The following is a 26,205-nucleotide window of genomic DNA, read 5'->3' as shown; positions in this document are numbered from 1 at the left end:
GTAAGGATTGGTGAGGTTTGTTTAGAAAGAAAACAGTTTTCGATTATTAAAATTATAAAAATCTCTAAAACTATTATTTATTTCCTTTCAATTCTGTAACCATTTCTGCAACTTTTTCGCTAAGTTCTGCTTTATAGTTTTGCAATTTAGTAGCAATTTCCTGATTTTCAATGCCCAACATTTGAATTGCCAATATTCCCGCATTTTTAGCACCATTCAATGCAACTGTGGCTACTGGCACGCCTGATGGCATTTGTAAAATTGAAAGTACTGAATCCCATCCATCAATTGAGTTAGAAGATTTTACAGGTACTCCAATTACTGGAAGTGTTGTGATAGAAGCAACCATACCCGGTAAATGTGCTGCTCCGCCTGCACCAGCAATAATTACTTTTACACCTCTTTCACGAGCAGATGTTGCATATTCAACCATTTTCAAAGGTGTTCTATGAGCCGACACGATGTCTATTTCATACGCTACGCCAAATTGTTTACAAACGTCGGCAGCTTCTTGCATGACTTTGATGTCTGAAATACTGCCCATGATGATTCCTACCATTATCTACTAACTAATTAAATTGCGTTAAATGAATACAAATTTAGGGCTAAAAATCGAAAAAGCCTCTATTTCAAATTGACTAGAGGCTTTTAAAACATATAATAAGCTTATATACTAAACATTTTCAGAAGGTTCGTCTGTTGATGGCTCCGTTGGTGTTTCATCAAGAAGAGTTGCTGTTGGTTCATCTTCTTTGCGTTTACCAGTGATAAAACGCCAGATAGCAGAAGCTCCTGCGCCAATTGCTACAATACCCAATTTCCCAAACTTGAGCAAGGGCGCAAAAAACTTAGCTAAAAGTCCTAAAAAGCCTAATTTCGCTAATACTTTTCCAGCTACTAAACCACCAATACCTACAGCGGCTACAACATCTACACTTGGGTCGAAGTCTTTGTATTTATTACCATCCGTAAATTCTACAATATTTAAAACTTTACTAATGTCTTTATTGACCGTCGGGAGTTGATTCATTCCCGCAACAGCATTCAATATTAAAACTCCCTTTCTCCCTAAAATTCTAACATTATAATTAAGCGTATTGTCTGGACTATCGCCAAATTTAATTTCTTTCGCCCAATGTAGTATTTTATGTTCTTTGTCATAAAATGGTTTGGCAGCCCAACCAACAAGCTTTATATTATCATAACCTGCTTTTTTACGTTCTTCATTGTCTGTTTCTATTTCTTCTTGCATGTCAGCGAGGAGGTCATCATAATCAATTTCATCTGCATCGTCATCTTTTACAAAGCCCATTTCGTCCCATTGAATAATGAACGAATAGCTAGACGCATCAGTTACTTTAGCATTTTCAGGCAAAATCATTCCAAGTACTTCTTGTGGTGGATTTCCCCAAATATCTGTTACTACAAAACTAGCTTGTTCGGCATTTAAGAATTTAAAACCTGCCGGAATGTTGATTTTGGCAATGGAGTTTTTTAGAACAATGGTGCCATGTTCAAATTTCATAGCATGGTCAACTGAATCTAAATAAGCAATTTGAGCCTTCATGGCTAATTCTTCGTCTTTCTCTTTCTGTGCAGAAACTACATTAATACAAGAGAGAATAAGTACGAGTAGAGCTACTGTTTTTTTCATGTTTGGTTGGTTTTATGTGTAAAACTTAAAAATATAATTAATTATTGAAATCTAAAAAATAATTTATTAAACGGTTTTTGTCGAAGCTAATGAGCATTGAGTTTTTACAGATAATGAAAGAAATTAAGATGAATATCAGTCTATTAACAGTGAAAATGCAAAAATCCCCAAAATCAATTCTAAGATGATTTTGGGGATTTTATAAACTGTTTGAATCATATCAAATAGTTAAATTAAAGTATCTTCTCTAAGATTTAAGCAATTACTTTTAACTTTTCTTTTACGATGTTTACTTTCTCTTTTAGTGAATCTAAGTTTTCATCAACTACCGTTACATGTCCCATTTTGCGGAATGGTTTGGTGATTTTTTTACCGTATAAAAATGGATAAACACCTGATATTGCCAAAGCTTCGTCCATACCAACATATTTTGCTTCACCAGTATAACCATCTTCACCTAATAAGTTTACCATTGCAGCTTTTGAATGTGCTGTAGTATCACCCAACGGCAAGCCTAAAACGGCTCTAAGATGTTGTTCGAATTGTGAAGTATGATTAGCTCTGATAGTATGATGCCCGCTGTTGTGTGTACGTGGTGCTACTTCATTGATAAGTATTTTACCCTCTTTAGTCAAAAACATTTCTACGGCTAATAATCCAACGATACCGAGTTTTTCTGCTGTTTCAATGGCAATTTGCTTGGCTTCTTCATGAATACTTTCATTAACAGCCGCTGGTGCAAATAAATATTCCACCAAATTATATACAGGATGAAACACACATTCTACCGTCGGGAAGGTTTTGATTTCTCCATGTTCATTTCTAGCAACGATTACTGCAATTTCTTTATCGAAATCAATCGCTTTTTCTAGTAAACTTGGTTCGGTAAAAGCTAAAGGCAAATCAATTTCTGAGCTTAATTTTTGTACTCCTCTGCCATCGTAACCACCTTTTCCTAATTTGTTGAAAGCAGGTAAGAAATCAAGATTTTTACTGATGTCTTCTACAGAATCGGTCAAGATAAAATCAGAAGTAGGAAGATTATTATCTAAGTAAAACTGTTTTTGAATACGTTTATCTTGAATGATTTCTAATACTTCTGGTTGAGGAAATACTTTTTTCCCTTCTGAACGAAGTTTCTTTAAAGCTTCTAAATTAACGTTTTCAATTTCGATAGTAATTACTTCACAATCTTGTCCGAATTGATAAACAGTATCATAATCAAGAAAAGAACCCACTACAAATTCTGGTGCAATTTTAGCACAAGGCGCATCTGGGTCTGGGTCAAGCGCTTTTACATGAATATCTAAATCGATAGCAGCTTGGAGTAACATTCTTCCTAATTGTCCGCCACCTAATAAGCCTAATTTGAAATTTTTAGAAAACATTTTTTATCGGGGTAAATGATTGGAGCTATAAGATTCTTTGACTTTAGGGTTTTGCTATTGTAAGACATCAAGATTAATTCAAAATGCCGTTATGGTTAGCCCTAGATTTCAATATTGGTCAAAAGTATTTACTCCTTAAAGACTCTTCTATTTTAAATTTTCATCAAAATTACGTTGAAATCTGTAAACCTTAGTAAATTTGTATATCCTAAATAAATTAGAATAGAAATTTAGGAAGAAATATTCATGAAAAATTCAATAAACCTTCGTTTTGGAGTGTTGGTTGCTATCATTTTGGTTGCTACTGCCTTTCGTTTTTTAGCGGTGATTGCACCAACTTTATCCAACTTTTCACCTGTAGGAACAATCGCATTGTTCGGAGGGGCATATTTTACAAAAAAGCAATGGGCTTTTATTGTGCCATTCGCTGCCTTGTGGTTATCTAATTTGGTGTTGAACAATGTTTTTTATAAGCAGTGGTATCCTACTTTTTCATTTGGTTTCGAGCCATCAGTGTTTATCTGCTTCGCTTTAGTGGTATTAATTGGCATTGTTATTTTAAAGAAAGTAACGATAGAAAGTTTACTTACAGCCAATGTGTTGGGTACTATTGTATTCTTTGTAGTATCAAACTTTTTGGTTTGGACAGGCGGTAAAATGTATCCACAAACTTTTGAAGGTTTAGTATCATGTTATACAATGGCTTTGCCTTTCTTGAAAAACACTTTGGTGAGTAATTTACTTTTCTCAGCAATCATGTTTGGTGCTTTTGAATACGCAAAATCAACTTCTAAAGTTTTACAATTGCAATAAGAGATTTAAGAAATCAATTATATCAGAAATAGTGCAGGCAAAACCTGCACTATTTTTTTTGTGCCTATTGCTGGGATTTATCCTAATTGCTTAATTTTCAATTCTGTAAGTATTGATTTGTCATCAATCAATGATGTTTTATCATTGATAAAACACTCTTCTTCTATGGCTAGAAACCATATTTTTCACCCTTGAAAAACTATTTTGTAGGGTAGAAATAAATATTTTCACCCTTGAAAAATTATTTTATAGGGTAGAAAAAAACATTTTCACCCTTGAAAAACTACTTCAACCGTAAGCCAAAAAATTCCTTAATCACTCATTACAAATAGGGGATAGGTATTTTAAAATGTAGTATATGGATAAAAAAATAACAGATGACTTGAATTAAATTCATGTCATCTGTTAAAATGTTATTCACAAGCTATTGTTGGTTATTCAACAAAATGGTTGATTATGCTTCAATATCAACAATCTTGGCAATATGTTTCCAAAACGAAGGATATGATTTCACCACTACATCTGGTTCTTCAATCGTAATGTCTGAAACCAAAGCTAAAGGAGCAAAAGCCATTGCCATGCGGTGGTCATCATAAGTATGAATAGCCGTATCTGCTTTAATCGCTTCTCCGCTTGCAGTTAACAAATATTTATGGTTTTTTTCTGTTTCGACTAAACTTCCACCAATTTTTGCTAGTTCAGTTTGTAAAGCATAGATACGGTCGGTTTCTTTTACTTTTAAAGATTCCACGCCTGTTAATGTAAGTGGAATGTTTTTAGCCGTCGCAACAACGCAAACTGTTTGAGCTAAGTCTGGACAATTGGTAAAATCCCAAGCCAAAGAAGCTTCCGCAGGGATTTTCGTCAATTTAAAGCCACGACCAGTATATTCAGATTTCACACCTAAATGACTCATGATGTCAGTAATCACAGAATCACCTTGTAATGAATTTTCTTTTAAGCCTAATAATTCTAATTCAGCATCTTCAAATTCAGAAAGTGCAACCATCGAAAACCAATAGCTCGCTCCCGACCAATCTGATTCAATAGCATAAGGAATTACTTCATATTGCTGTGCAGGCACAGTAATTGTCATATTTTCCCAGTCAGGAGTAAGCGTAATACCAAAACTCTTCATTTGTTGAATCGTCATTTCGATATATGGCTTTGAGCCTAAATCACCAGTAATGGTTAAAATCACTCCTTCTGGCAATAAAGGTGCAATCATTAAGATGGCAGAAATGTATTGTGAAGAAACATCACCTCTGATAGATAAATTTTTATTTCCAGAGAAATTAAAACCATTCAATTTCAAAGGCGGATAACCTTCTTTATTGATGTAGTCAATATCAGCACCCAAAGAACGAAGTGCATCTACCAAAATACCAATCGGACGCTCGCACATTCTTGGAGTACCCGTCATTGTTTTTTGCTGACCCGTTACCGAGAAATAAGCAGTCAAGAAACGCATGGTAGTTCCAGCATCAATCACATCAGCGATGGCATCATCAGAAGCTAACAAACGCATCATCGTTTGAGTATCACGAGCTTCAGCAAGGTTCGATAAATTATCTTTTCCCTTTGCCAAGGCATTGATAATCAAAGCACGATTAGATTCTGATTTAGAAGAAGGCAATGGTATTTCCGTTTGGAAAGATTTCTGTACTTTGGGAAGGAATAGCTTTTTCAATGTGTGATTTCGGATTTATTTTCGGGAAAAAACACTCCCGATATACTTCTCTGATTCGTTTTTGGGATTTAAAGAATACAAAGATAAGGGAAAAGCTTGAAAAAGTCCTGAAAGAAAGCATACTTGATGAAGGAGATTTGATTATGGCAAAGGTTCATTATCCTCGATAAGACTTTCTTTCCTAAATCGTTCCTGATACATTTCAAGTAACTGTTCTAATTGCCATGCAGTAATATCCAATTGTTGAATAGGAATTTCTTGAATTCTTCCATTATTGGTAAAAACCAAGGTTTCGGAATAATTATTTCCCTTTACTTCTGGACGAATCTGTAATCCATGAACAAATGCCCAAGAAACAAAAGGTTGTCCAACCACTTGTATGCCATCTTGACTAATAATGAGTTTAGCCTTCACCTTGATTTTTTCTAAATACTGATAAATCAAAAAAATGCTAGTGAATAAACAAATAGCGCTTGATATGTATTCTGTTCTAATCAAGAAATAGATAACATATAAAAACGTCCCTAAACCGCCCAAGAGTAATAAATGTTGGTCGGAGGGACGAGTATTAATGATTGAAATATGAGGAATATTATTGTTGTCAGACATTTTAATTCAAGCTTGGGTCGCTTGGATAATTAGCTAATACTTTGAACGAGCCACCCATTTCTTTAAGAATTGTTCTCCAAAAATTTTCTGGAGGCGTATCAAAAATAACATCAGAAGTTGTACTTGAAACTATCCAAGAATCTTTTTTGAGTTCATTATCAAGTTGGTCTTCTTCCCAACCCGAATAACCAATAAAGCAACGAATATCTTTAGGCGATAATACTCCATTATTGAGGAGGCTTTTTACTTGTTGGAAATTTCCACCCCAAGTAACACCATCCATCAAGGTGATTCCCCCGTCGATAATATCAGGACGGCGATGCACATAGTGCAAAGTATTATGCTGAACGGGGCCACCGACATAAAGTGGCACGTCAGGATAAATATTTTCTTCCAATACATCATCCAGATTTAGATTGGAAGTTTGGTTCAGAATCAATCCAAAAGAGCCTTGGTTCGTCTCGTGTTCACAAATAAGTACAACACTTCGATTGAAATTCGGATCCTTAAGAAAAGGTTCGGAAATGAGTATAGAGCCCTTTGTGATGTTTTTCATGGTAGGTATTTAAAGGATTATTGGTGAATTAAGCGATATTTATAAATCTTTGCAAGAATATACACTAAGAAAAGCGATTCTGTCTGTAATAATATAGATTATATGCTATGGAGCTTTTAAAGAAGTTTAACTAAAAATACAATGCAAAAGCTAAATCTCCAAACGACTTACTTACTTTTAGGGTCAAATTTGGGAAACAGAGCCGAAATTCTGGAAAATGCCATTCAATTAACAGCCATTAAGATTGGGTTGATTACCAAACGTTCAAAATTCTATGAAACTGCACCTTGGGGTGTGGAAAACCAACCTAATTATTTAAACTTAGCCCTTGCTGTCGAAACAACATTAAGTTCAAAAGAATTGTTGTTACAAGCACAAATGATTGAAGAAATGTTGGGGAGAGTGCGTATCGAAAAATGGGGAGCAAGGCTAATTGATATTGATATTATTTTTCATGGAAATCAAATAATCGAAGAAAATACACTTACTCTTCCACATCCTTTAATGCAAGACAGAAACTTTGTATTAGTGCCATTAGAAGAAATTGCAGCAGATTTTATACATCCAGTACTTCACAAAAGTATTCAAGCATTATATGATGCTTGTCCAGATGTTGGCGAAGTAAAACCTTATTTAATTCCCACAGAATAAGGAAGGAGTAAAGTGAAAAAAGTAGAATTATCAGAACAATGTGCATTGATACTTCCTCCATGAAGTTTCACAATTCGATTTACTAAAGATAAACCCACACCATAACCTTTGATACTCGCCGTATTTTGGCTTCTGTAGAAAGGTTCGAAAACTAAGGCAATTTCTTTTTGTGCCATTGCACCTTTGTTTTCAAATTGTACTTCAATTTGTTTTTCCAAGAAACGAATACTTACTTTCACTGTATGGTTTTCAGAGAATTTACAGCCATTTTCCATCAAGTTTACAAAAGCTGTTTTCAATAATTGAGCATTGCCTTGAATCACCAATTCTGAATCTTCATCGATTTCACTGGTAAAGTTTACTTGTACTTGATAATCCTTTTCGGCTTGCAAAAGTAAATCGCCAGCTTCCCAGATAATTTCATCGAGGCGAACTTCATCGTACATCAAACTATGGTTCAAATCACTTACTTTGGCTAATTCTAACAAAGTATTTGAAAGCTGACCAAGTTCACGAATATCTTGTCTAACAGACTGCAAAGTTGCCAAATATTGTTCTTCACTTCTGCTTTTCAATAAAGTAACATCTATTTGTGAACCGATTTTCATCAAAGGGTTTTTCATTTCATGAGAAACATTCGAAACAAATAGGTTTTGCAAACGAAATACTTCTCCGATTCTTTCTAAAAGTTCGTTGAAAGTAGCGGTAAGTTGCCCAATTTCATCTTTAGGATTTTGGATGGTAAGCCGTTGATTAACGTTTTGTGGATAAATGGTTTTTACTTGTTTGATTACTTCAGAAATAGGCGACAAAGCACGAACAGAGAAATACCAACCCGTTACTGCTACGACAGCAATCACAATAAAAAACAAACCAAACATGGTGTTTTGAAGATTTTTTAAATCTCGTTCCCCTGATAAATCTACTGCGCCAGCAATGGTTACAACTCGATTGAAACGGTCACGATAAAGGATTCCCACAATTTTAAAATCACCTTGTGTAAATCTTGAAACTCGTTCTTTTCTAACTTGGTTAAGCATTTCCGAAGAAATCTTAAACCCACTCGTATCATTACTTGAATATACTTTTAGGTTTTCGTAATCGTAAATAATAAGGTTTTCACGATAAAGAACATCCTTGTTCGTTTGGTTGATTTTCTTGAGTAATTTATAATTTACTTCGTTGATAGTAACCAATAATTTGGCAGAAGTAGAAGCTTTTTGTGTAAGACGATTATAAAATTCTTCTTTGACGTAATTATAACGTAAACCATAAATAACAATAAAAATTGTCAAAACAATTACAGACACCAGAAGTGTAAATTGTAAAGTAAGTTTTGCCCGAATTTGCATGATTTATAGAATCGTTTTTTTGATTTAACTTGAATTACTCTTCAACCTTCAAAACGTAGCCAACGCCGTATTGGGTATGAATCAATTTAGTATCATAATTTTTATCAACTTTCTTACGAAGCATCGTCATAAAAACTTCGATGACATTAGTGCCCATTTCAAAACGACTATCCCATACTTTTTCAGCAATATCAGCTTTTGAAATTACTTTTCCTTGATTGCGCAAAAGATATTCTAAAAGAGCGAATTCACGAGCAGTTAAATCAATCTTATTGCCTCCTCTGGTTACTAGGTGTGCATCCAGATTCATTTCAAGATTACTATAGCTCAGAATATTACTATTGTTTGGAAGAGGAATTAGGTTTCTCTTACTCAATACTTTAATACGAGCCAACAATTCCAAGAAATCAAAAGGTTTTACCAAGTAATCATCTGCACCAGCATCAAAACCCATCAGTTTTTCTTGGATACTTCCCATAGCAGTAAGCATCAAAATTGGCGTAGTAACACCTTCTTCACGCAATTGTTTACAAAGTTCAAGTCCATTGATACCCGGCATGATGATGTCGGTAACGATGATTTGATATTGATTTTTTCGAGCAAGATGTTTACCAATGACGCCGTCATAAGCAATATCAACTTCAAAACCATTTTCCTCCAGTCCTTGTCGAAGCGATTGAAGTGTTTTAGGTTCGTCTTCTATCAGTAATATTTTCATGAGATTTGGCGAATGAATTTAGGTTCAAAGATAAAATAAAAAACTCCGCAAGATACTGTATTTCTTGCGGAGCTATTGCTAAATAAATATTTCTTATAAATTCTCAGAAACTTTCGATTTGTCCATCGTTGCCATTGTTCCAAAAACATAATCCCAGATTGGTGAAGAAACACCAAAAACAGCATTTCCATCTTTATAATGATGCACAGCGTGGTTAATCCACAATTGCTTCATGAAATTCTTTGGTGGCGCATAAGCATGAACAGAATAATGTACTAATAAGTAAGCTGCATAACCCCAAATAAAACCAGGGAAAAAAGCATAAGCGGCTTCGCCCATCAATACAAAAAAGACTGAAAACAAAGTGATAGCCACAATTACAGCGACAATCGGAGGCATTGCTAAACGAGTTTTATCTTTTGGATATTCGTGATGTACCCCGTGAGCGATGTATTGGAATTTTGCTCTTGCTTCAGTGGTTGGTTCGATATGATACACACTTCTATGAACCCAATATTCAATAAAAGTAAATGTAATTGCACCAACTATGAATAGCATACCGATTGCCCAGTTGGCTAATTCGGTATGAGTAAAAGCATAATATCCAAGCACAAAACCTGCAACGAAAAACATACTAACAGGAATGGCAATGTGTGTGTGTGATAGTTTCTCTAAAATTGGATTATCGAATAATTGTTTAGAGCCACTATTTTTAGGTCTTATTTTTGTGTTTTTCGCTTCCATAATACTATTTCAGATAAGTAGGAGAGTTAGCGTATAAATTGTACTAATTTTATATAAAGAGCTTAATACCTATCAATTTGTTGAATTATAACGACAAAGATACTGAAGATTTATTTACAATAAAATACCGTTTGTCATGTTATTTGATGATAATTTGTTTATGTGATTAATAGTCAGTTCGCTAAGTTTGATTGTTTTTAGGAGATTTAGCTTTGATGATTAACCTTAATGACTGGTCGTAAGTAATATAATTCCACAACCAGTTGATAAATATTAACACTTTGTTTTTTACACCCACAATAGCAATAAGGTGAACAAACATCCAAGTAAGCCAAGCAAAGAATCCTTGAAAATGCCAAAATGGTAAATCTACTACAGCTTTGTTTCTACCAATAGTTGCCATAGAGCCCAAATCTTTATAATAAAAATCTTCAACGGCGTTTCCTTTTAGCATGTTTTTTAAATTACTAGCTAATAAATTCCCTTGTTGAATAGCGGGTTGTGCTACTTGTGGATGACCATTCGGAAATTTATCCTCTGTCATATAAGCCACATCGCCTACTGCAAAGATATTTTCGTATCCTTCTACAAGGTTTTGTCTGTTTACTTTTAAGCGCCCGCCACGAACCATGATTTCTGGTTTTATTCCTTCTATCACATTGGCTTTCACTCCAGCAGCCCATACTAAATTATTGGTTCTAATGGTTGTACCATTGTTAAAATAAACATGCTTTCCATCAAAATCTGTTACTCTGGTATTTAGATGAACTATTACGCCTAATTGCTCTAAATATTCTTTTGATTTGATTTGTGCATTTAGGGACATTGGTCCTAATAATTCTCCGCCAGATTCTATGATGTGAACCTGCATTAAATCAAAATCTAGTTCTGGATAATCTTTAGGCAACACCATTCTTTTCATTTCTGCCAAAGTACCCGATACTTCTACACCAGTTGGGCCACCGCCAACTACCACTACATTCATCAAACCAATTTTATCTTCTTCTTGGTCGGCAAGTAAGGCTTTTTCAAAATTCTCTAGTAATCTATTTCTAAGTCCAAGTGCTTCGCCGACAGATTTCATCGGAAGGGCATTATCTTCAATATTTTTATTGCCAAAAAAATTGGTGTCAGCCCCAATTGCAATTACCAGATAATCGAAAGAGAGTTCACCAATATTGGTTTCAATAAGATTTTGTTCAGGAATAATTTTTGTGACAGTCGCCACCCTTACATACACATTTTCATAGTGATGAAAAGCCAATCGAAGCGGAAAAGAAATCGCCGAAGGTTCAAGTCCTGCGGTGGCTACTTGGTAGAATAGTGGTTGAAATTGATGATAATTATTTTTATCAATCAAAACAACTTCAAAGTCAGCACTTCCTGCTAATTCTTGAGCAAGTTTCAACCCTCCAAAACCAGCACCAATAATGACAACTCTTTTACGATTACTTACTTGTATGTTTAGGGGCATATTATTATTAATTTAAACTATCGACTGCACAAGGTTGTGGTGGGAATTTCCAACTTTTGGCAGTTACTTCTTCATAATAACGTTCGTAAAGGGGTAAAATATTGGCGATGTCAAACTCTTTAGCTCTTTCATGCGCATTATGTTTGAAACGAGCGAGTACTTCATCATCTTCCAAAATTGAAATGGCATTTTTTGCCATATCGTCGGTATCGCCAATTTTAGAAACATAACCCGTTACGCCATGCACATTTACTTCTGGCAATCCACCAGCGTCCGAAGAAATAATTGGTACTTCACAAGCCATTGCTTCTAAAGCTGCCAAGCCGAAACTTTCTTTTTCAGAAGTCAGCAAAAACAAATCTGCCAAAGAAAGTACTTCTTCTATCACATCAAGTTTACCTAAAAATCTTACATCTTGCTGAACGCCCAATTCTCTACAAAGCATTTCTATTGAAGTACGTTCTGGTCCATCGCCAACCAAGAGTAATTTTGAAGGAATTTTTTGATTTACTTTATGAAAAACATGGACAACATCTTCAATTCTTTTTACTTTTCTAAAGTTAGAAGTGTGCATCAATAGTTTTTCGCCATTAGGGCAAATTGCTATTTTGAAATGATCTTTACGAAGTTTTTTGAAACGTTCTAAATCAATGAAATTTGGAATTACTTCTATTTTACTTACAATTTCAAATTCATCATAAGTATCGTTTTTCAGACTTTCTGACACTGCCGTAACGCCGTCAGATTCGTTAATCGAGAAAGTAACGACTGGTTCAAAAGATGGGTCTTTGCCTACCAAAGTAATGTCTGTTCCATGCAACGTAGTAATAAATGGAATATGAATACCTTTTGATTTTAGAATTTGCTTTGCTAAATAAGCCGCAGAAGCATGAGGAATGGCATAATGAACGTGTAATAAATCAAGCCTTTCGTTGATAACTACATCAACAATTTTACTTGCCAAAGCCGACTCGTAAGGTAAGTATTGGAAAAGTGGATAGCTAGAAACACTTACTTCATGATAATAGATATTTTCGTTAAAAAAGTCTAACCTTGAAGGTTGTGAATAGGTGATAAAATGTACTTCATGACCTGCTTTTGCAAGTGCCTTACCTAATTCTGTGGCTACAACACCACTACCTCCGTAAGTAGGATAACAAACAATTCCGATTTTCATTAATCTAATATTGAAGCGGTTCGCCGCACGTTGTGGATATGTAAAGTTAAGTCTTAGCGAATAGACTTATCAAAAGTCTAACACACAAAAACAAAAAAAAATCTCTTCTAATCACTAAAAAAGTTTTTTAAGGGATGAAAATGGAATAAATTTGGTTGTTATAGCGCATAACAATCTTCTAATATGATGTTGAGAACCCCTCGGAAAGTTACATACCTACAAGTACTTACAGGTTTTACCCGACTAATTCGTTGGCAAAATTTAGCAATTATCGTATTTACGCAATATTTTACAAGATATTTTTTGATTAGAGATAAACCACTTTCTTTCGGTCATCTCCTTGATATTTTATTAGAAAAAAACTTATTCTTGATTGTTTTAGCGACCGTTTTGGTGGCTGCCTCTGGTTATATCATCAATGATTATTATGATATAAAAATTGATTTGGTGAATAAACCCGAACGAGTAGTAATTGGGCGATACATCAAAAGAAGATGGGCTTTATTGATTCATCAAATTTTTAATGCTTCTGGAATTTTATTGGGTTTATTGGTAGATAGAAAAACAGCTTTTGTGAATTTATGTGCCGTTTTTTGTTTGTGGCTTTATGCCAATAAATTAAAAAGATTGGCTTTTTGGGGAAATTTGATGGTGGCTATTTTAACGGGTTTTTCTTTGTTGGTTTTAGCCGTTTATTATCCCGGTCATCAGCGAGAAGTATGGGTTTATGCTACTTTTTCATTTTTCATTACTTTAATTCGTGAGATTATTAAAGATATGGAAGATGTAAAAGGCGATGAACGTCATGGTTGTAGAACTCTTCCAATTATTTGGGGAATTGCCAGAACCAAAAATCTTGTTTATGGATTAATTGCCATTTTTATCAGTATTTTATTCATTCTGGCAAGTCAATTACCGAACGAAAGAATTGCTTATATTTTTCTATTAATGATGTTTCCCGTTGGTTTTCTGACTTATAAATTAGTCTATGCCGACAAACCGAATGATTTTGCTTTTCTGAGTAATGCCTGTAAAATTATTATGCTAATAGGAGTTTTAACAATGATAGCAGTTTGATTGTAATGATAAATTCAATAAAAATGGCTTCGTTTTGCGAAGCCATTTTTATTGAATTTTATTTTAGAAAGCATCAAAAATGCTCAAATCCGGGCGAAGTAACGTTGATTAAAGTACCCGATTTCATCATTAATTTTACACCATCTACATCGTTAGTCATATAACCCAAGAAACTTATATCAGACATGTTTTTGATCGTTTCAAAATCTTCTTGTTTTACTGTAAAAAGTAATTCATAATCTTCTCCGCCATTCAATGCTGCCGTCATCGGGCTAAAGTTTAATTCAGTTGCTACCAAATAAGTTTGGTCGTCGATTGGAATTTTATCTTCAAAAATAACTGCACCAGTACCAGAATTTTTACAAAGATGTAATATTTCAGAAGCCAATCCATCTGAAATGTCAATCATTGAAGTAGGAATTACGCCTAAATCACGCAATTCATAAATTACATCCATTCTGGCATTCGGTTTCAATTGGCGTTCTATCACATAATCTTTATCTTTATCCAATTGAGGTTGCATATCAGGGTTTGCCAAAAATACTTGTTTTTCTCTTTCAAGCGTTTGTAAACCAATGTAAGCAGCACCTAAATCTCCCGAAACACAAATAATGTCGTTCGTATTCGCAGTATTTCTTCGAACGATATTTTTCTTTTCCGCAGTACCCAAAGCAGTAATTGAAATCACCAAACCAGAGCGTGAAGCCGAAGTATCACCACCTACTAAATCTACTTTATATTCATCACAAGCAATCTTGATACCTTCATATAATTCTTCAATGGCTTCTACCGAAAAACGATTACTCAAGCCCAAACTTACAGTAATCTGTTTAGGAATAGCATTCATCGCAGCAATATCAGAAACATTTACGGCAACAGCCTTGTAACCTAAATGTTTGAGAGGAGTATAAGCTAAATCGAAATGGATACCTTCCATTAAAAGGTCGGTAGAAATTACCAATTCTTTTCCAGCAGTATCGATGATGGCTGCATCATCGCCAATTCCCTTGATGGTTTCTGGATTAATGGTTTGAAATTTCGAATCGATTAACTTTATCAAGCCAAATTCTCCGATTGTACTTAATTCTGTTCTTGTTTCCATAATACAAAGTTACGTTTGATTTTGTGATTGAGAGAATCGATGGATTGATATTTTATGGAAAAGAAAAAAGCCATCCTGTTAGAGATGGCTTCGTGGTAATAATTTATGTTTGGTTTAAGGATTTACTAATTGTAAATTAACAATAGAATTACTTGCTTTAATGTCTGGTTGTAAAGACTCAAGTGTTACTGCTGAACCAGTTCCATCAATTGTAACGATTGTAAATTCAATTGTTCCAGTAGTTCCAGTTGGATTCGCTCCTGCTGAAGTTTTTAATCCAGTTAAACTTAAAGTTTTGTCTGTATTTGTCAATGCCCAAGTACCCGTGAATGTAGTATTATCTTTCGCCGTTAATGTAGCCGACTTTGTACTACTTAAACTTAATTTGTAATTAGAATAACCAGAAGCAATGTTTGTTGTTTTAGTTTTGTTGTAAACTTCAACACCACCTTCTTTTGCAATGCTAACGGTAAAAGTTTTTGTCAACTTTTCTGTTAAAGTTGGTTCAGGTGCATCTTTTCCACAACTGCTTAGTATTAAAACAAAGGCAAAGAGAATAGGGAGGGATAGAATTAGTTTTTTCATTATCTGTTAGATTTTATTTTTGAGGGATAAAAATGATAAAATAAATTGAGTTCAACAAATTTGATACAATATATAAAAAATAATTATGCTAAAAAAATACACAAAATCTCAATTGGCTTTAAGGAACGGTCAAGATCGTGACGAAATCTGGATTGCCTTCAAAGGGTTTATTTATGATGTTAGCAATTCCAGACTTTGGCGTAATGGTAAGCATTATGAACATTGGGCTGGTCAAGATTTAACCGATGAACTAAAAGACGCTCCGCATACCGACAAAGTTTTTGAAAAATTTTTGGTTGTGGGTGAGTTAGTATCTAATAATTCTTGATTTCTTTAAACTTATAGACACAACTTGGTAATTTTTGGTTGCATTATTTTACAACACTTATTTTAACCACAGATTTTTGTTCGCCTGAAACCACTTGTAAAAAGTATATGCCAGAAGATAAACCTTTGAGGTCAACTTCTCCTGCGAATGAGTTATTTTGAAGTTCAAGCTTTTGATTATGAACAGATAATCCATCAATACCAATTAGTTGTAGTTCAGCTACTCTGCCATTTTTTAAATTGGAATAGTCTATTTTTAATACTCCATTATTATTGGGGTTTGGATAAGCATTTAAATATGAGGTTTGAAAAGGGTTATCAGATGATAAAATACTTACTTCAACTGGCTTTGAAAACTCTGAACAGAAATTTGAGTCACTTACACGTACACTGTATGTTCCGGAGCTAGTTGGAAAGAAGGTCGTGCTAGTAAAGTTTTTTATTTCATTATTTCCTCTAAACCAAGAAAACAGTACAGGTTGTGTTGTACTTGTGGCAATTAGACGACCCTCATTGTTACTCCAAGTTAAGTTTGGAACATTCGGTTTGGGATTAATCATAAGCGTATTTGAAGTGGCTAAAACTTGTTGCTCATATTTAAGTAGAGTATTGCCAGTGCCTACTGCCCACCCGTTTTGAGTATTTGAAAAAAACAGTCCATTTAAGGTTTTAGAGCTATTATATTGTTGAGTTTCCCAATTAATCCCACCATCAATGGTTTTTAACAACAATCCACGCTCACCTGTTATCCATCCAGTTTTATTATCTGTAAAAATAATAGACTTTAATGTTTGGTTTTCTACCTCAAAGTCTGTCCAAGTAATTCCACCATCAGTAGTTTTTAATATAAGATTAGGATATTTAAGAACCCAGCCATTTTTTGCATCATTGAACCATACAGATCTAAATTCGCCATTTTTATGTTTTTCGTCAATACTGAGCTTGGTCCATGTTTCGCCACCGTCATTAGTTTTAACAATATTACCAGGATTACCAACTGTCCAACCATTTTTTGAATCAGAAAAGAAAACAGACTCTAAATGTTGATTAGAATCGAGAGTGGTTTTTACTTTATTCCAAGTAACACCTCCATCTTTAGTATTATAAATAGCATTTTTATACCCAACAACAAAACCATTTTTAGCATCATTAAAAAACATTGCATTGATAAATTCTAAATAAATAGTTTTGGGATATATAGTGTGATTTGTCCAAGTATTTCCACCATCAACAGTTCTCAATACACTACCTTGACTTCCTTGAACGCCACCTTTGATTAAAGCCCATCCAGTATTTTCATCAACAAATTTCACTTTAAAGATAGTATTATTAACGCCAGAATTTTGCTTTTTCCAAGTGACACCACCATCAATGGTTTTTTCAATTAATCCATAATTTCCTACTTTGTAGCCAATAGAGGAATTTACAAAATTAATATCAAATAACCATTGTGTATTTCCTCTAAGTATTTTCCACTTAAGTCCACTGTCTGTAGTATTAATAATTGTTCCTTCATTACCAACAGACCATATATTGTTTTTACCAAATAAAAAGTAAATACTTATCGGTGTATTCAAGTCTATACTCTTTTTTATCCAAGTATTTCCTCCATCGGATGTTTGTAGATATTCACTGCCATAAGTAAAGGCAAAACCATTTTTAGCGTCACTAAATTGAATTTTGTTGAAAAAAAGGTTATCATTAATACCTTTTTTTCTTGTCCAACTTAAACCTCCATTTGATGTAGTAACCATTATACCATTTGATCCGACTGCCCATCCATTATTTTTATCTGTAAAAGATATTGAAAGGAAAAAACCAAATTCTTGGGGTACATTAAAAGGTTTATCACCATTAAGATAATAACTTTCTTGCCAAGTAGCACCACCATCTGTTGTTTTATAAATACTGCCAAAATAATCTGCTATCCAACCTGTTTGAGCATCAGTAAAAAAAATAGCATACACACTTACATAAGGAGAGGATTGAGGTAGAGATGTCCATGTCTCCCCACCATTAGTAGTTTTTAACAATAATTCACTTCCTAAAATCCATCCAACTTTAGAATTAAGGAAAAAAATATTTTCAAAATATCTATTATAATTCCAAGTTTTAGGAGCTTTTCTCCAATTCACCCCTCCATCATTGGTTGTTAATATCTCTCCTACCATACCAACTATCCATCCGTTTTGTTCGTCAATAAAGAAAACACGACGAAGTGTCTCAGTCGTGTTTGATATTTGGCTTTCCCAAGAAATTCCGCCATTTAAGGTTTTAATAATAGTTCCATTATTACCTATGGCATAGCCAATTTTTTCATTTACAAAAAAAACATCTAATAGATGATCAAAGTCTTCAGTTGGACTTTTTCTGACCCAGTTATTAGTACCACTCACTGCTTTTACAGAATAACTCCCTGAAGCTGAAGTTTGGTAAGTTTTTGCATTAGCATTTAGAATGTCAATGCCATTTTTTTGCCATTGGATTGAGGCATTAGTCGGAATACCTGTCGCATCAAAAATAATATTTGTCCCTTCACAAAGATTTGCAGAATTTGTCGCAATTTTGAGTTGAGCAGAAAGTTTCCATGAGGAAATAAGAAGTACAAACAGTAGTAGATTTTTTTTCATTTTAATAAAGGTGCCTCTCACCTCTTAATCGAAGGCGTTTGATTTTTTTGTTGTATAATTGTGTCTCAGAGGTGTCAAACACATCTATAAAAGTAATATAATTTCTTTTTTTTTTACAAAATATTATTTGATTTATAATGATTTTAATCGCAGAAAGTGGCTCAAGTAAAACAGATTGGCGAATGATTTCTCCAAACGGAGAAGTTTCCCAAGCCAAAACAATTGGGCTAAATCCATATTATCAAACTACTGATTCAATTATTGAAGAATTACAAAAAAACTTATTGCCATCGCTCAACAATCAAGCAGTTTCGGAAGTTTTTTATTATGGAACGGGTGTCACCAATGGAGAAAAAGCGGAAATTATTCGCTTGGCTTTCAAAACGATTTTTCCAACCGTAAAAACAATAGAAGTACACAGTGATATGTTGGCGGCGGCTCGTGCTTTGTGTGGTCGTGAGGCTGGCATTGCCTGTATTTTAGGAACTGGTTCTAATTCTTGCTTTTATGATGGTAAAGATATTACTTTTCAAGTACCACCTTTAGGTTTTTGGTTGGGAGATGAAGGAAGCGGAGGTTACCTTGGCAAACAATTAGTATTAAGTTATTTGCACAAAGAAATGCCTATTGATATTCGTGAAAAATTCGAAAAGCGTTTTGGTGCGAAAGACCGTCTGGAAATTTTAGATAATGCTTATCAAAAACCTTTTCCTAATCGTTACTTTGCTTCTTTTTCAAAATTTATTTTTGATAATCGCAATCATCCATTTACGTTTGGTTTAGTTAAAAGTGCCTTTGATTTATTTTTTGAAAAATATTTATTAAAGTATCCAGATTACCAACAGTATAAAATTCATTTCACAGGTTCTGTCGCATTTTATTACTCTGATATTCTAAGAAGAGTAGCCATCGAAAAAGGCTTTAGTGTAGGAGTGATTATGGAAAGTCCGATTGCTGGTTTGACTTTGTTTCACAAATCACAATTAGCCTAAATTGAATGAGCTATATTACGTTTTATACTTTTGTTTGTTTAAAACCTACTCAACTGCTTGCTAATTCGTTTTTTGTATTAATTTTTAGATAAAGAATTATATTTTTGGTAGATTTTTGTCAAGCTTTGCCCATTGAATTGTAAATTAGGAAATGCTTTGAGTGATAGGGTACAATTAAATAAAGAGAATAATGTCATGGTAAATTACGATAGAAATTTAGGCACAAAACAGAAGGCTCTTCGCATCAATCTCGACCGCCGAATTTATGGCTCTTTTGCTGAAATCGGGGCTGGGCAAGATGTCGCTGCTAATTTTTTTAAGTCGGGCGGAGCATCAGGAACGATTGCAAAAACTATTTCAGCTTATGATATGGCTTTCTCGGATGCCATTTATGGGGAAGAAGAATCTGGGCGTTATGTAGTAGAAGCCCGTTTAATGAAAATGCTTACTCGTGAGTATAAATTATTAAATGTACGTCTGACCGAAATGGCTTCTGAACGTACATTTTTTGCTTTTGCTGATACTGTTGCTGCGCTAAACTATCAAAAAAATAATGACCCACATGGGTGGATTGGCTTACGTTTTCAACTTGAACCAAATGGCGAACCAAACGATGTTGTCATTCACGTAAGAATGAAAGACAATGACAATGTTTTACAGCAACAAGCTTTAGGTGTTATTGGTGTAAACTTGATGTATGGTTGCTTCTATTATAATGCACAGCCTGAAATTTTACTTCAATCTTTAATGGATGATTTATCGTCTGATAGAATTGAGATTGATATGATTCGTTTTCGTGGTCCAGACTTTAAAGGTGTGGACGACCGTTTGATGTCGCTTCACTTAGTAAAAAATGGTTTTACCAATGCCGCACTTTTCGGACCAGACGGAAACGTAATGCAGCCTTCAGAAGCCTTCTATAAAAAACATATTGTGGCAGTACGTGGACGTTTTAGACCTGTTACGAATGTATCTTTAGACATGATTAAAACGGGTTTGAAACAGTTTGAAGCCGAACCAGACGTTGATGACGATAAAGTAGTTTTATTAGCTGAACTTACTTTGAAGAATTTACAAGCAGGTGGTGAACAAATAAATGAAAGAGATTTCCTCGATCGTGTAGATATTTTATGTTCGCTAGGACATACCGTTTTGATTTCAAATTTTCATGAATATTATCGTTTGGTGCAATATCTATGTGGTTTTACCAAATTAAGAATGGGGCTGATTCTAGGAATGCCTAACCTTGATTATATTTTTGAAGAAAAGCATTATACCAATATTTCAGGGGGAATTCTTTCAGCTTTTTCTACCTTGTTTGCTCCCAAAATTAAATTGTATTTGCACCCAATGCTCAATGCAGATGGTGAAATTGTAACCACAAAGGAATTTACTCCTCCTTCGCACTTAAAAGGCTTGTTTCAATATTTGCAAGACAACGATAAATTTGCCGATATTAAAAATTACGATAAAGAACTACTCAAAATTAATACAGATGCGGTCTTGAAACTAATCCAATCTGGCGAATCTGGTTGGGAAGAATTAGTGCCATCAGTCGTATCGAAATTAGTAAAAGGAAATTGCTTATTTGGTTATCCTTGCGAAGTAACGCCTGCTTGAGATACTAAAAAAACTTTTTTGATAATATAATTCTCAAATCCTTTCCTATTAGGCGGTGACTTAAGTCGCCGCCTAATAGGAATTGTAGTTTTTATAACTTAATGGCTCTCACTACCTCTCTTTTACCCCATATTCCTACATGCTTTTCTACTTTAAATCCTGCTTGTTCCATTGCCCTTCTGACAATAGTTTTTGAACAATAAGTAGTCAGGAATCCTCCTTTTTTTAAGAAAGACGCAACATGAGTAAATGTTTCCACAGTCCAGAGTTCTGGTTGTGACGAAGGAGCGAAGGCATCGTAATAAACTACGTCAAATAGCTCGTCAGTTTTAAAATCTTGAAGCGTACTCTTTACTTTTTTGAGTGAAAAATTAGAGGAGATTTCAATGTTTTCTTCCCAGTTTACTGAATGAAGCTTTTGGAGTAAATCAGTTGCTGTGTCCGTCTGATAATTTAATAATTTGACATCTTCTTCTGAAATGGGAAATGGCTCAAGACTGGTGTAATGTACTTTTAGCTGATTTTTTTTAGCTTCTCCTGCGGTTATCAAAGCATTTAACCCAGTACCAAAACCCAATTCCAATATGCTAATTTCTTGTGTTTCCTGCATTTTAGCCAATAAACCCAATTCAATATATACTCTTTGGGTTTCGTCTAAAGCACCACGAACAGAATGATAAAATTGGTTAAACTCTGCACTGAATAAAGTAGTAAAACCGTCGTCAGTAATTCTTACTCTTTGCATTTTTTATTTAGATATAAGATTTTAGAAGCAAGATACAAGACCAATGATAGCAAATGAAAGAGTTTTTGAAAGGGAATAGTTTTTACAAAACAATAAAGACTTGAATTTGAAAGCTACATACTTTCAAATTCAAGTCTAACACTCTTGTTTCTTTTCTCTTGCTTCTTGAATCTACTTAAAGCATTCCCACAAAATTATCAAACAAATAGCGAGAATCGTGTGGACCTGGAGATGCTTCTGGGTGATGTTGTACCGAGAATGCAGGTTTATCTTTTCTTCTTAACCCTTCAACAGTTTTGTCGTTTAGGTTGATATGTGTTAATTCTACATTTTCGTTAGCTTCCAATTCCGACATTTTTACGGCAAAACCATGATTCTGAGAAGTGATTTCTGATAAACCAGTAATCAAATTCTTCACTGGGTGATTCAAACCACGGTGTCCGTTTTTCATTTTATAAGTAGAAAGACCAGACGCTTGTGCTAAAATTTGGTGACCTAAACAGATACCAAAAGTAGGGCTATCGTTTTCTACAATTGCCTTAACAGTTTCAATGGCATAAGGCATCACTGCTGGGTCGCCAGGGCCATTCGAGATAAAGTATCCGTCTGGATTCCAAGCTTGCATTTCTGAATAAGAAGTTTTCGCTGGGAATACCTTTAAATAACAATCTCTATCAGTAAGATTACTTAAAATACTTTTCTTTACGCCTAAATCTAAAACGGCTACTTTGTGTTCTGCTTCTGGATTTCCCAAGAAATATGATTCTTGTGTACAGATTTGAGAAGATAACTCAAGTCCTTCCATTGGCGGTACTTTCGCTAATTCTTTTTTCAATTCTTCTACATCCAAAATCTCTGAAGAAATGATGCAGTTCATTACACCAACCTCACGGATATGACGAACAATTTGACGAGTATCAACGCCTGAAATACCAACGATTCCAGCCTTTTCGAAGTAGTCTTGTAAAGAACCATCAGCAGTTTTACGTGAATGAATTGGTGAGAATTCATTACAAACCATTCCAGAAATGGTTACAGTGCCAGATTCTTCTTCTAAATCGTTCACTACTCCATAGTTTCCGATATGAGAAGTTGTATTTACAATTACTTGTCCAAAATATGAAGGGTCAGTATAAATTTCCTGATAGCCAGTCATACCTGTATTGAAGCAAATTTCTCCGCCACTCGTCCCGATTTTTCCGAGAGCATTCCCTCTAAAAACTGTACCGTCTTCCAACAACAAAATAGCTGCTTGGCTTTGTGTTACTTTCATTTGATTGTTTCTTGGTTACTGAAAAAAGATTGTACTATAAAAAAGGAGGTCAATTAACTTGACCTCCTAATAAAAATATTTTTTAGAAACGATAACACAGCCTTTTTTTGAAGGTAAATCTTTGGACATTTTCCAAAAGTTACTCGTAAAAACTGCTTGTATCATCATTTGTTTCATTTCTGGTACAAAGATAGGGAATAAATGATTTTTGGACAAATCCAATATTCTTAATTTTGAATTAGATGAAAAATATATCGTAAATCATTTATTATAAGTGCAATAAAAAAGCACAAACTCCAATGAGCCTGTGCTTTTAATATAGTTTTTGTAATTGAGAACGAATCTACAATTACTATATACTAATTACAATACTGCTTCTGCCAATACCAAGATTTTGTTGTTCAATACTTCAACAACACCACCATCAATGATGAATTCTTGTTTGTCAGCCGCTAATGTTCCTTTTCCTAAAGTCGAAACGATAGGAGCGTGGTCTTTCAAGATTTGGAAAGAACCATCTGTACCCGGTAGCGTAACTACATCTACTTCGCCAGAGAACACTTTTTTGTCGGGAGTAATGATTTGTAAATTCATTTTTTTTCAGTTTATGAGTGTATGAGTTAAAAGTTTATGAGTAAGGTTTTACTCATAAACTCATTTACTCCTAAACTTTATTTCGATGCTTCTGCTACTAATCTTTCTCCTTTAGCAATTGCATCTTCGATGCTACCTACTAAGTTGAAAGCTGCTTCTGGCAAGTGGTCATAATCACCATCAATGATAGCGTTGAAGCCTTTGATAGTATCGTTAATATCAACCAATACTCCTTTTAAACCTGTAAATTGTTCAGCCACAAAGAATGGTTGTGACAAGAAACGTTGTACACGTCTAGCACGAGATACTACCAATTTATCGTCTTCAGATAATTCGTCCAAACCAAGGATGGCGATAATATCTTGTAATTCTTTATAACGTTGAAGAATCTCTTTAACACGTTGAGCAGTGTTATAGTGAACATCACCTAAAATGCTTGGAGATAAAATACGTGATGAAGAATCTAATGGATCCACCGCTGGGTAGATACCTAATTCAGCAATCTTACGTGATAATACCGTTGTAGCATCTAAGTGAGTAAACGTAGTAGCAGGAGCAGGGTCAGTTAAGTCATCGGCAGGTACATAAACGGCCTGTACTGAAGTAATTGAACCTCTTTTTGTTGAAGTAATACGTTCTTGCATCGCACCCATTTCTGTAGCAAGCGTTGGTTGGTAACCTACCGCTGAAGGCATACGACCTAAAAGAGCCGATACTTCAGAACCTGCTTGTGTAAAACGGAAGATGTTATCGATAAAGAAAAGGATATCACGACCTTGGTCTTCTCCTTCTGCATCACGGAAATATTCAGCAACTGTCAAACCTGAAAGGGCAACTCTAGCACGTGCTCCTGGAGGCTCGTTCATTTGACCGAACACCAAAGTAGCTTGCGAACCTAAAAGAGCTTCTTCATCTACTTTAGATAAATCCCATTCTCCTTTTTCCATTGCGTGTTTGAAATCTTCACCGTAACGAATTACGTTTGATTCAATCATTTCACGCAATAAGTCGTTACCCTCACGAGTACGCTCACCAACACCAGCAAATACCGAAAGACCTTCGTAAGCTTTAGCGATGTTGTTGATAAGTTCCATAATTAATACAGTCTTACCTACACCAGCACCACCAAATAAACCAATTTTACCACCTTTTACATAAGGAGCAAGCAAGTCAATTACTTTGATACCTGTAAAAAGCACCTCAGTTGAAGTTGCCAATTCGTCATATTTTGGAGCAAGACGGTGGATTGGCATTGATTTGTTAGACTTAGGTTGAGGAATACCATCGATTGCCTCACCAACTACGTTGAAAAGACGTCCTTTGATACTGTCACCAGTTGGCATAGACATAGGTTGTCCTAAGTCTCTTACTTCCTGACCTCTTTGAAGTCCTTCTGTTCCTTCCATTGCAATGGTACGAACACGGTCTTCGCCTAAATGTTGTTGTACTTCGAGAATAACTTTGGTGCCGTTGGCTTTTGTAACCTCCAAGGCATTCAAAATTGTGGGGAGATGAGAGTTAGCACCCTCGAAGCTCACGTCCACAACTGGTCCGATTACTTGCGTAACTTTCCCTGTATTGACTGCATTTGCCATTTGTATTGTGATTTTGTTATCTGATTGTCAAGTGATTACGTTTTTTATGTACTTAACGTAGTATTTCAGACTGCAAAACTACTTGGTAAAATTCAGATTAACAATTCTGTTTTTGGATTTTTACCATATTTTTTGCTTAAAAAGTATCGTTTTGTTGGATTGCTTTAAGAGTGACCCCAAAAAATACTTAGATTTTTGGGATTTTGGGGCAATTTTCCAAAAATCAAAATTCGAAAATATTTTTTCGCCTCAACACGATAAAGTTTTGATGTCCTTTTGTTTCTAGGTCTTTAAAAGTGAATCAAATATTTTTTACAAGATTCAAGATACTTTTATGAGGAGCTATATGCTTTGTTGAAGATGATAGACAACATTGACAAATTTCACAATGATACAATTTGTGATGAAATGATATTTACTAAAAAACCGCAATTTCCCGCAAAAAAGACGGAATGTTCCCTGTTAAAATAGCAATATTGGTACTTTGAATAGAAAAATTGCTACCTAAAACCGCAATATCCCGAAGTTTACTAGGGATTTTCTTAGTTAAAACCGCAATTTCCCGTAAAAATATAGGAAAGTTGGTATTTGGATTAGCAACTTTCCTACTAAAAGAGACAAATTTTCCTCTTTTAGTAGGAAAGTTGATGTAAAAAGGATAAAATTTTATCCTTTTAGTGGAAAATTAGAGATTCTCTTTTTCATGATGATATAAAAGAGTTGGTTTCGGAAAAACGATAGCTTGGGCTATCTATACTTTCTTCGCTAAGAAATAAGTTGATAGATTTCCAATCAAGTATAATAATTGCGAATTTTGTCTGTTGTACAAAGGCTAAATG

At 34.5% G+C, this 26,205-nt stretch carries 24 protein-coding genes; 6 read left to right on the top strand and 18 right to left on the bottom strand.

Annotated elements, in window-relative coordinates:
• Nucleotides 1-73: 73 nt before the first annotated feature.
• The 3 genes from purE to VB798_RS05980 all read right to left on the bottom strand — a co-directional run bounded on the left by purE (nucleotide 74) and on the right by VB798_RS05980 (nucleotide 3,042).
• Complete coding sequence (gene purE / locus VB798_RS05990; protein ID WP_323256990.1) at nucleotides 74-559, bottom strand: 5-(carboxyamino)imidazole ribonucleotide mutase; 486 nt, start codon at nucleotides 557-559, stop codon at nucleotides 74-76.
• A 114-nt stretch (nucleotides 560-673) separates the two neighbouring features.
• Nucleotides 674-1,654 (bottom strand): DUF2167 domain-containing protein, encoded by a 981-nt coding sequence (locus VB798_RS05985; protein ID WP_323256988.1) that lies wholly within the window; start codon nucleotides 1,652-1,654, stop codon nucleotides 674-676.
• A 254-nt stretch (nucleotides 1,655-1,908) separates the two neighbouring features.
• The gene (locus VB798_RS05980) at nucleotides 1,909-3,042 is read right to left on the bottom strand and encodes a 5-(carboxyamino)imidazole ribonucleotide synthase (protein WP_323256986.1); all 1,134 of its coding nucleotides are present in this window, start codon (nucleotides 3,040-3,042) and stop codon (nucleotides 1,909-1,911) included.
• Nucleotides 3,043-3,288: 246 nt separating this feature from the next.
• Here VB798_RS05980 and VB798_RS05975 point away from each other — a divergent pair, with 246 nt between their 5' ends.
• A complete protein-coding gene (locus VB798_RS05975) occupies nucleotides 3,289-3,855 on the top strand; it encodes a DUF6580 family putative transport protein (RefSeq protein ID WP_323256982.1) in 567 nt (188 codons plus the stop codon).
• A 454-nt stretch (nucleotides 3,856-4,309) separates the two neighbouring features.
• On the opposite strand, the gene VB798_RS05970 is transcribed toward VB798_RS05975, so the two are convergent.
• The 3 genes from VB798_RS05970 to VB798_RS05960 form a co-directional block, all read right to left on the bottom strand.
• The gene (locus VB798_RS05970; RefSeq protein ID WP_323256980.1) at nucleotides 4,310-5,545 is read right to left on the bottom strand and encodes a 3-phosphoshikimate 1-carboxyvinyltransferase; all 1,236 of its coding nucleotides are present in this window, start codon (nucleotides 5,543-5,545) and stop codon (nucleotides 4,310-4,312) included.
• A gap of 141 nt (nucleotides 5,546-5,686) precedes the next feature.
• Nucleotides 5,687-6,154 carry a hypothetical protein gene (locus VB798_RS05965; protein WP_323256978.1) on the bottom strand — a complete coding sequence of 156 codons (468 nt, stop codon included), beginning with the start codon at nucleotides 6,152-6,154 and terminating at the stop codon, nucleotides 5,687-5,689.
• Between the two features lies 1 nt (nucleotide 6,155).
• Nucleotides 6,156-6,710 (bottom strand): YqgE/AlgH family protein, encoded by a 555-nt coding sequence (locus tag VB798_RS05960; protein ID WP_323256976.1) that lies wholly within the window; start codon nucleotides 6,708-6,710, stop codon nucleotides 6,156-6,158.
• A 141-nt stretch (nucleotides 6,711-6,851) separates the two neighbouring features.
• Between VB798_RS05960 and folK the strand changes: the two genes are divergently transcribed.
• On the top strand, nucleotides 6,852-7,361 hold the full coding sequence (gene folK, locus VB798_RS05955; protein ID WP_323256974.1) for a 2-amino-4-hydroxy-6-hydroxymethyldihydropteridine diphosphokinase: 510 nt from the start codon (nucleotides 6,852-6,854) through the stop codon (nucleotides 7,359-7,361).
• Here folK and VB798_RS05950 read toward each other — a convergent pair.
• The 5 genes from VB798_RS05950 to bshA all read right to left on the bottom strand — a co-directional run bounded on the left by VB798_RS05950 (nucleotide 7,340) and on the right by bshA (nucleotide 12,826).
• Nucleotides 7,340-8,713, bottom strand: coding sequence for a HAMP domain-containing sensor histidine kinase (locus tag VB798_RS05950; protein ID WP_323256972.1), 1,374 nt, complete (start codon nucleotides 8,711-8,713; stop codon nucleotides 7,340-7,342). The genes folK and VB798_RS05950 overlap by 22 nt on opposite strands.
• A gap of 34 nt (nucleotides 8,714-8,747) precedes the next feature.
• A complete protein-coding gene (locus tag VB798_RS05945) occupies nucleotides 8,748-9,431 on the bottom strand; it encodes a response regulator (protein WP_323256970.1) in 684 nt (227 codons plus the stop codon).
• 93 nt (nucleotides 9,432-9,524) lie between these two features.
• Complete coding sequence (locus VB798_RS05940) at nucleotides 9,525-10,175, bottom strand: sterol desaturase family protein (RefSeq protein WP_323256968.1); 651 nt, start codon at nucleotides 10,173-10,175, stop codon at nucleotides 9,525-9,527.
• Between the two features lie 181 nt (nucleotides 10,176-10,356).
• Entirely contained in the window at nucleotides 10,357-11,649 is a 1,293-nt protein-coding gene (locus tag VB798_RS05935; protein WP_323256966.1) for an NAD(P)/FAD-dependent oxidoreductase, read from the bottom strand.
• 7 nt (nucleotides 11,650-11,656) lie between these two features.
• On the bottom strand, nucleotides 11,657-12,826 hold the full coding sequence (gene bshA / locus VB798_RS05930; protein WP_323256964.1) for an N-acetyl-alpha-D-glucosaminyl L-malate synthase BshA: 1,170 nt from the start codon (nucleotides 12,824-12,826) through the stop codon (nucleotides 11,657-11,659).
• 183 nt (nucleotides 12,827-13,009) lie between these two features.
• Here bshA and VB798_RS05925 point away from each other — a divergent pair, with 183 nt between their 5' ends.
• Complete coding sequence (locus VB798_RS05925) at nucleotides 13,010-13,903, top strand: geranylgeranylglycerol-phosphate geranylgeranyltransferase (RefSeq protein WP_323256962.1); 894 nt, start codon at nucleotides 13,010-13,012, stop codon at nucleotides 13,901-13,903.
• A 73-nt stretch (nucleotides 13,904-13,976) separates the two neighbouring features.
• On the opposite strand, the gene thiL is transcribed toward VB798_RS05925, so the two are convergent.
• Entirely contained in the window at nucleotides 13,977-15,005 is a 1,029-nt protein-coding gene (gene thiL, locus VB798_RS05920; protein WP_323256960.1) for a thiamine-phosphate kinase, read from the bottom strand.
• 114 nt (nucleotides 15,006-15,119) lie between these two features.
• Nucleotides 15,120-15,590, bottom strand: coding sequence for a hypothetical protein (locus VB798_RS05915; RefSeq protein ID WP_323256959.1), 471 nt, complete (start codon nucleotides 15,588-15,590; stop codon nucleotides 15,120-15,122).
• A gap of 85 nt (nucleotides 15,591-15,675) precedes the next feature.
• On the opposite strand from VB798_RS05915, the gene VB798_RS05910 reads away from it, so the two are divergent.
• Entirely contained in the window at nucleotides 15,676-15,918 is a 243-nt protein-coding gene (locus tag VB798_RS05910) for a cytochrome b5 domain-containing protein (protein WP_323256956.1), read from the top strand.
• Between the two features lie 43 nt (nucleotides 15,919-15,961).
• Here the strand turns inward: VB798_RS05910 and VB798_RS05905 are convergent, their stop codons facing one another.
• The gene (locus VB798_RS05905; RefSeq protein ID WP_323256954.1) at nucleotides 15,962-18,547 is read right to left on the bottom strand and encodes a YCF48-related protein; all 2,586 of its coding nucleotides are present in this window, start codon (nucleotides 18,545-18,547) and stop codon (nucleotides 15,962-15,964) included.
• Nucleotides 18,548-18,684: 137 nt separating this feature from the next.
• Between VB798_RS05905 and VB798_RS05900 the strand changes: the two genes are divergently transcribed.
• Nucleotides 18,685-19,539, top strand: coding sequence for an N-acetylglucosamine kinase (locus VB798_RS05900; RefSeq protein WP_323256952.1), 855 nt, complete (start codon nucleotides 18,685-18,687; stop codon nucleotides 19,537-19,539).
• Nucleotides 19,540-19,734: 195 nt separating this feature from the next.
• Nucleotides 19,735-21,159: a TonB-dependent receptor gene (locus VB798_RS05895; RefSeq protein ID WP_323257253.1), complete on the top strand. Its 1,425-nt coding sequence runs from the start codon at nucleotides 19,735-19,737 to the stop codon at nucleotides 21,157-21,159.
• Nucleotides 21,160-21,250: 91 nt separating this feature from the next.
• Here VB798_RS05895 and mnmD read toward each other — a convergent pair whose 3' ends face one another.
• From mnmD to atpD, 4 genes are all read right to left on the bottom strand, one after another.
• Entirely contained in the window at nucleotides 21,251-21,904 is a 654-nt protein-coding gene (gene mnmD / locus VB798_RS05890; protein WP_323256951.1) for a tRNA (5-methylaminomethyl-2-thiouridine)(34)-methyltransferase MnmD, read from the bottom strand.
• Between the two features lie 175 nt (nucleotides 21,905-22,079).
• Nucleotides 22,080-23,177, bottom strand: a complete 1,098-nt coding sequence (gene carA / locus VB798_RS05885) for a glutamine-hydrolyzing carbamoyl-phosphate synthase small subunit (RefSeq protein ID WP_323256949.1) — start codon at nucleotides 23,175-23,177, stop codon at nucleotides 22,080-22,082.
• 363 nt (nucleotides 23,178-23,540) lie between these two features.
• Entirely contained in the window at nucleotides 23,541-23,771 is a 231-nt protein-coding gene (gene atpC / locus VB798_RS05880; RefSeq protein WP_309913518.1) for an ATP synthase F1 subunit epsilon, read from the bottom strand.
• Between the two features lie 77 nt (nucleotides 23,772-23,848).
• Nucleotides 23,849-25,366, bottom strand: coding sequence for a F0F1 ATP synthase subunit beta (atpD, locus tag VB798_RS05875; RefSeq protein WP_323256947.1), 1,518 nt, complete (start codon nucleotides 25,364-25,366; stop codon nucleotides 23,849-23,851).
• Nucleotides 25,367-26,205 lie beyond the last annotated feature (839 nt).

It is taken from the genome of Arcicella lustrica, assembly GCF_034930985.1.
GTDB lineage: Bacteria > Bacteroidota > Bacteroidia > Cytophagales > Spirosomataceae > Arcicella > Arcicella lustrica.
Note: the sequence above shows the minus strand (reverse complement) of the source record. Positions and strands in the feature narration are given on the sequence as shown.

What these genes read in the sequence shown, in the direction of transcription:
- VB798_RS05945 (WP_323256970.1), bottom strand. Translation starts at nt 9,431, where the DNA reads ATGAAAATATTACTGATAGAAGACGAACCTAAAACACTTCAATCGCTT.
- VB798_RS05975 (WP_323256982.1), top strand. Translation starts at nt 3,289, where the DNA reads ATGAAAAATTCAATAAACCTTCGTTTTGGAGTGTTGGTTGCTATCATT.
- purE (WP_323256990.1), bottom strand. Translation starts at nt 559, where the DNA reads ATGGTAGGAATCATCATGGGCAGTATTTCAGACATCAAAGTCATGCAA.
- VB798_RS05965 (WP_323256978.1), bottom strand. Translation starts at nt 6,154, where the DNA reads ATGTCTGACAACAATAATATTCCTCATATTTCAATCATTAATACTCGT.
- VB798_RS05950 (WP_323256972.1), bottom strand. Translation starts at nt 8,713, where the DNA reads ATGCAAATTCGGGCAAAACTTACTTTACAATTTACACTTCTGGTGTCT.
- VB798_RS05935 (WP_323256966.1), bottom strand. Translation starts at nt 11,649, where the DNA reads ATGCCCCTAAACATACAAGTAAGTAATCGTAAAAGAGTTGTCATTATT.
- folK (WP_323256974.1), top strand. Translation starts at nt 6,852, where the DNA reads ATGCAAAAGCTAAATCTCCAAACGACTTACTTACTTTTAGGGTCAAAT.
- VB798_RS05985 (WP_323256988.1), bottom strand. Translation starts at nt 1,654, where the DNA reads ATGAAAAAAACAGTAGCTCTACTCGTACTTATTCTCTCTTGTATTAAT.
- VB798_RS05910 (WP_323256956.1), top strand. Translation starts at nt 15,676, where the DNA reads ATGCTAAAAAAATACACAAAATCTCAATTGGCTTTAAGGAACGGTCAA.
- carA (WP_323256949.1), bottom strand. Translation starts at nt 23,177, where the DNA reads ATGAAAGTAACACAAAGCCAAGCAGCTATTTTGTTGTTGGAAGACGGT.
- bshA (WP_323256964.1), bottom strand. Translation starts at nt 12,826, where the DNA reads ATGAAAATCGGAATTGTTTGTTATCCTACTTACGGAGGTAGTGGTGTT.
- VB798_RS05915 (WP_323256959.1), bottom strand. Translation starts at nt 15,590, where the DNA reads ATGAAAAAACTAATTCTATCCCTCCCTATTCTCTTTGCCTTTGTTTTA.
- mnmD (WP_323256951.1), bottom strand. Translation starts at nt 21,904, where the DNA reads ATGCAAAGAGTAAGAATTACTGACGACGGTTTTACTACTTTATTCAGT.
- atpC (WP_309913518.1), bottom strand. Translation starts at nt 23,771, where the DNA reads ATGAATTTACAAATCATTACTCCCGACAAAAAAGTGTTCTCTGGCGAA.
- VB798_RS05940 (WP_323256968.1), bottom strand. Translation starts at nt 10,175, where the DNA reads ATGGAAGCGAAAAACACAAAAATAAGACCTAAAAATAGTGGCTCTAAA.
- VB798_RS05925 (WP_323256962.1), top strand. Translation starts at nt 13,010, where the DNA reads ATGATGTTGAGAACCCCTCGGAAAGTTACATACCTACAAGTACTTACA.
- VB798_RS05980 (WP_323256986.1), bottom strand. Translation starts at nt 3,042, where the DNA reads ATGTTTTCTAAAAATTTCAAATTAGGCTTATTAGGTGGCGGACAATTA.
- VB798_RS05960 (WP_323256976.1), bottom strand. Translation starts at nt 6,710, where the DNA reads ATGAAAAACATCACAAAGGGCTCTATACTCATTTCCGAACCTTTTCTT.
- thiL (WP_323256960.1), bottom strand. Translation starts at nt 15,005, where the DNA reads ATGGAAACAAGAACAGAATTAAGTACAATCGGAGAATTTGGCTTGATA.
- atpD (WP_323256947.1), bottom strand. Translation starts at nt 25,366, where the DNA reads ATGGCAAATGCAGTCAATACAGGGAAAGTTACGCAAGTAATCGGACCA.
- VB798_RS05895 (WP_323257253.1), top strand. Translation starts at nt 19,735, where the DNA reads ATGGTAAATTACGATAGAAATTTAGGCACAAAACAGAAGGCTCTTCGC.
- VB798_RS05900 (WP_323256952.1), top strand. Translation starts at nt 18,685, where the DNA reads ATGATTTTAATCGCAGAAAGTGGCTCAAGTAAAACAGATTGGCGAATG.
- VB798_RS05905 (WP_323256954.1), bottom strand. Translation starts at nt 18,547, where the DNA reads ATGAAAAAAAATCTACTACTGTTTGTACTTCTTATTTCCTCATGGAAA.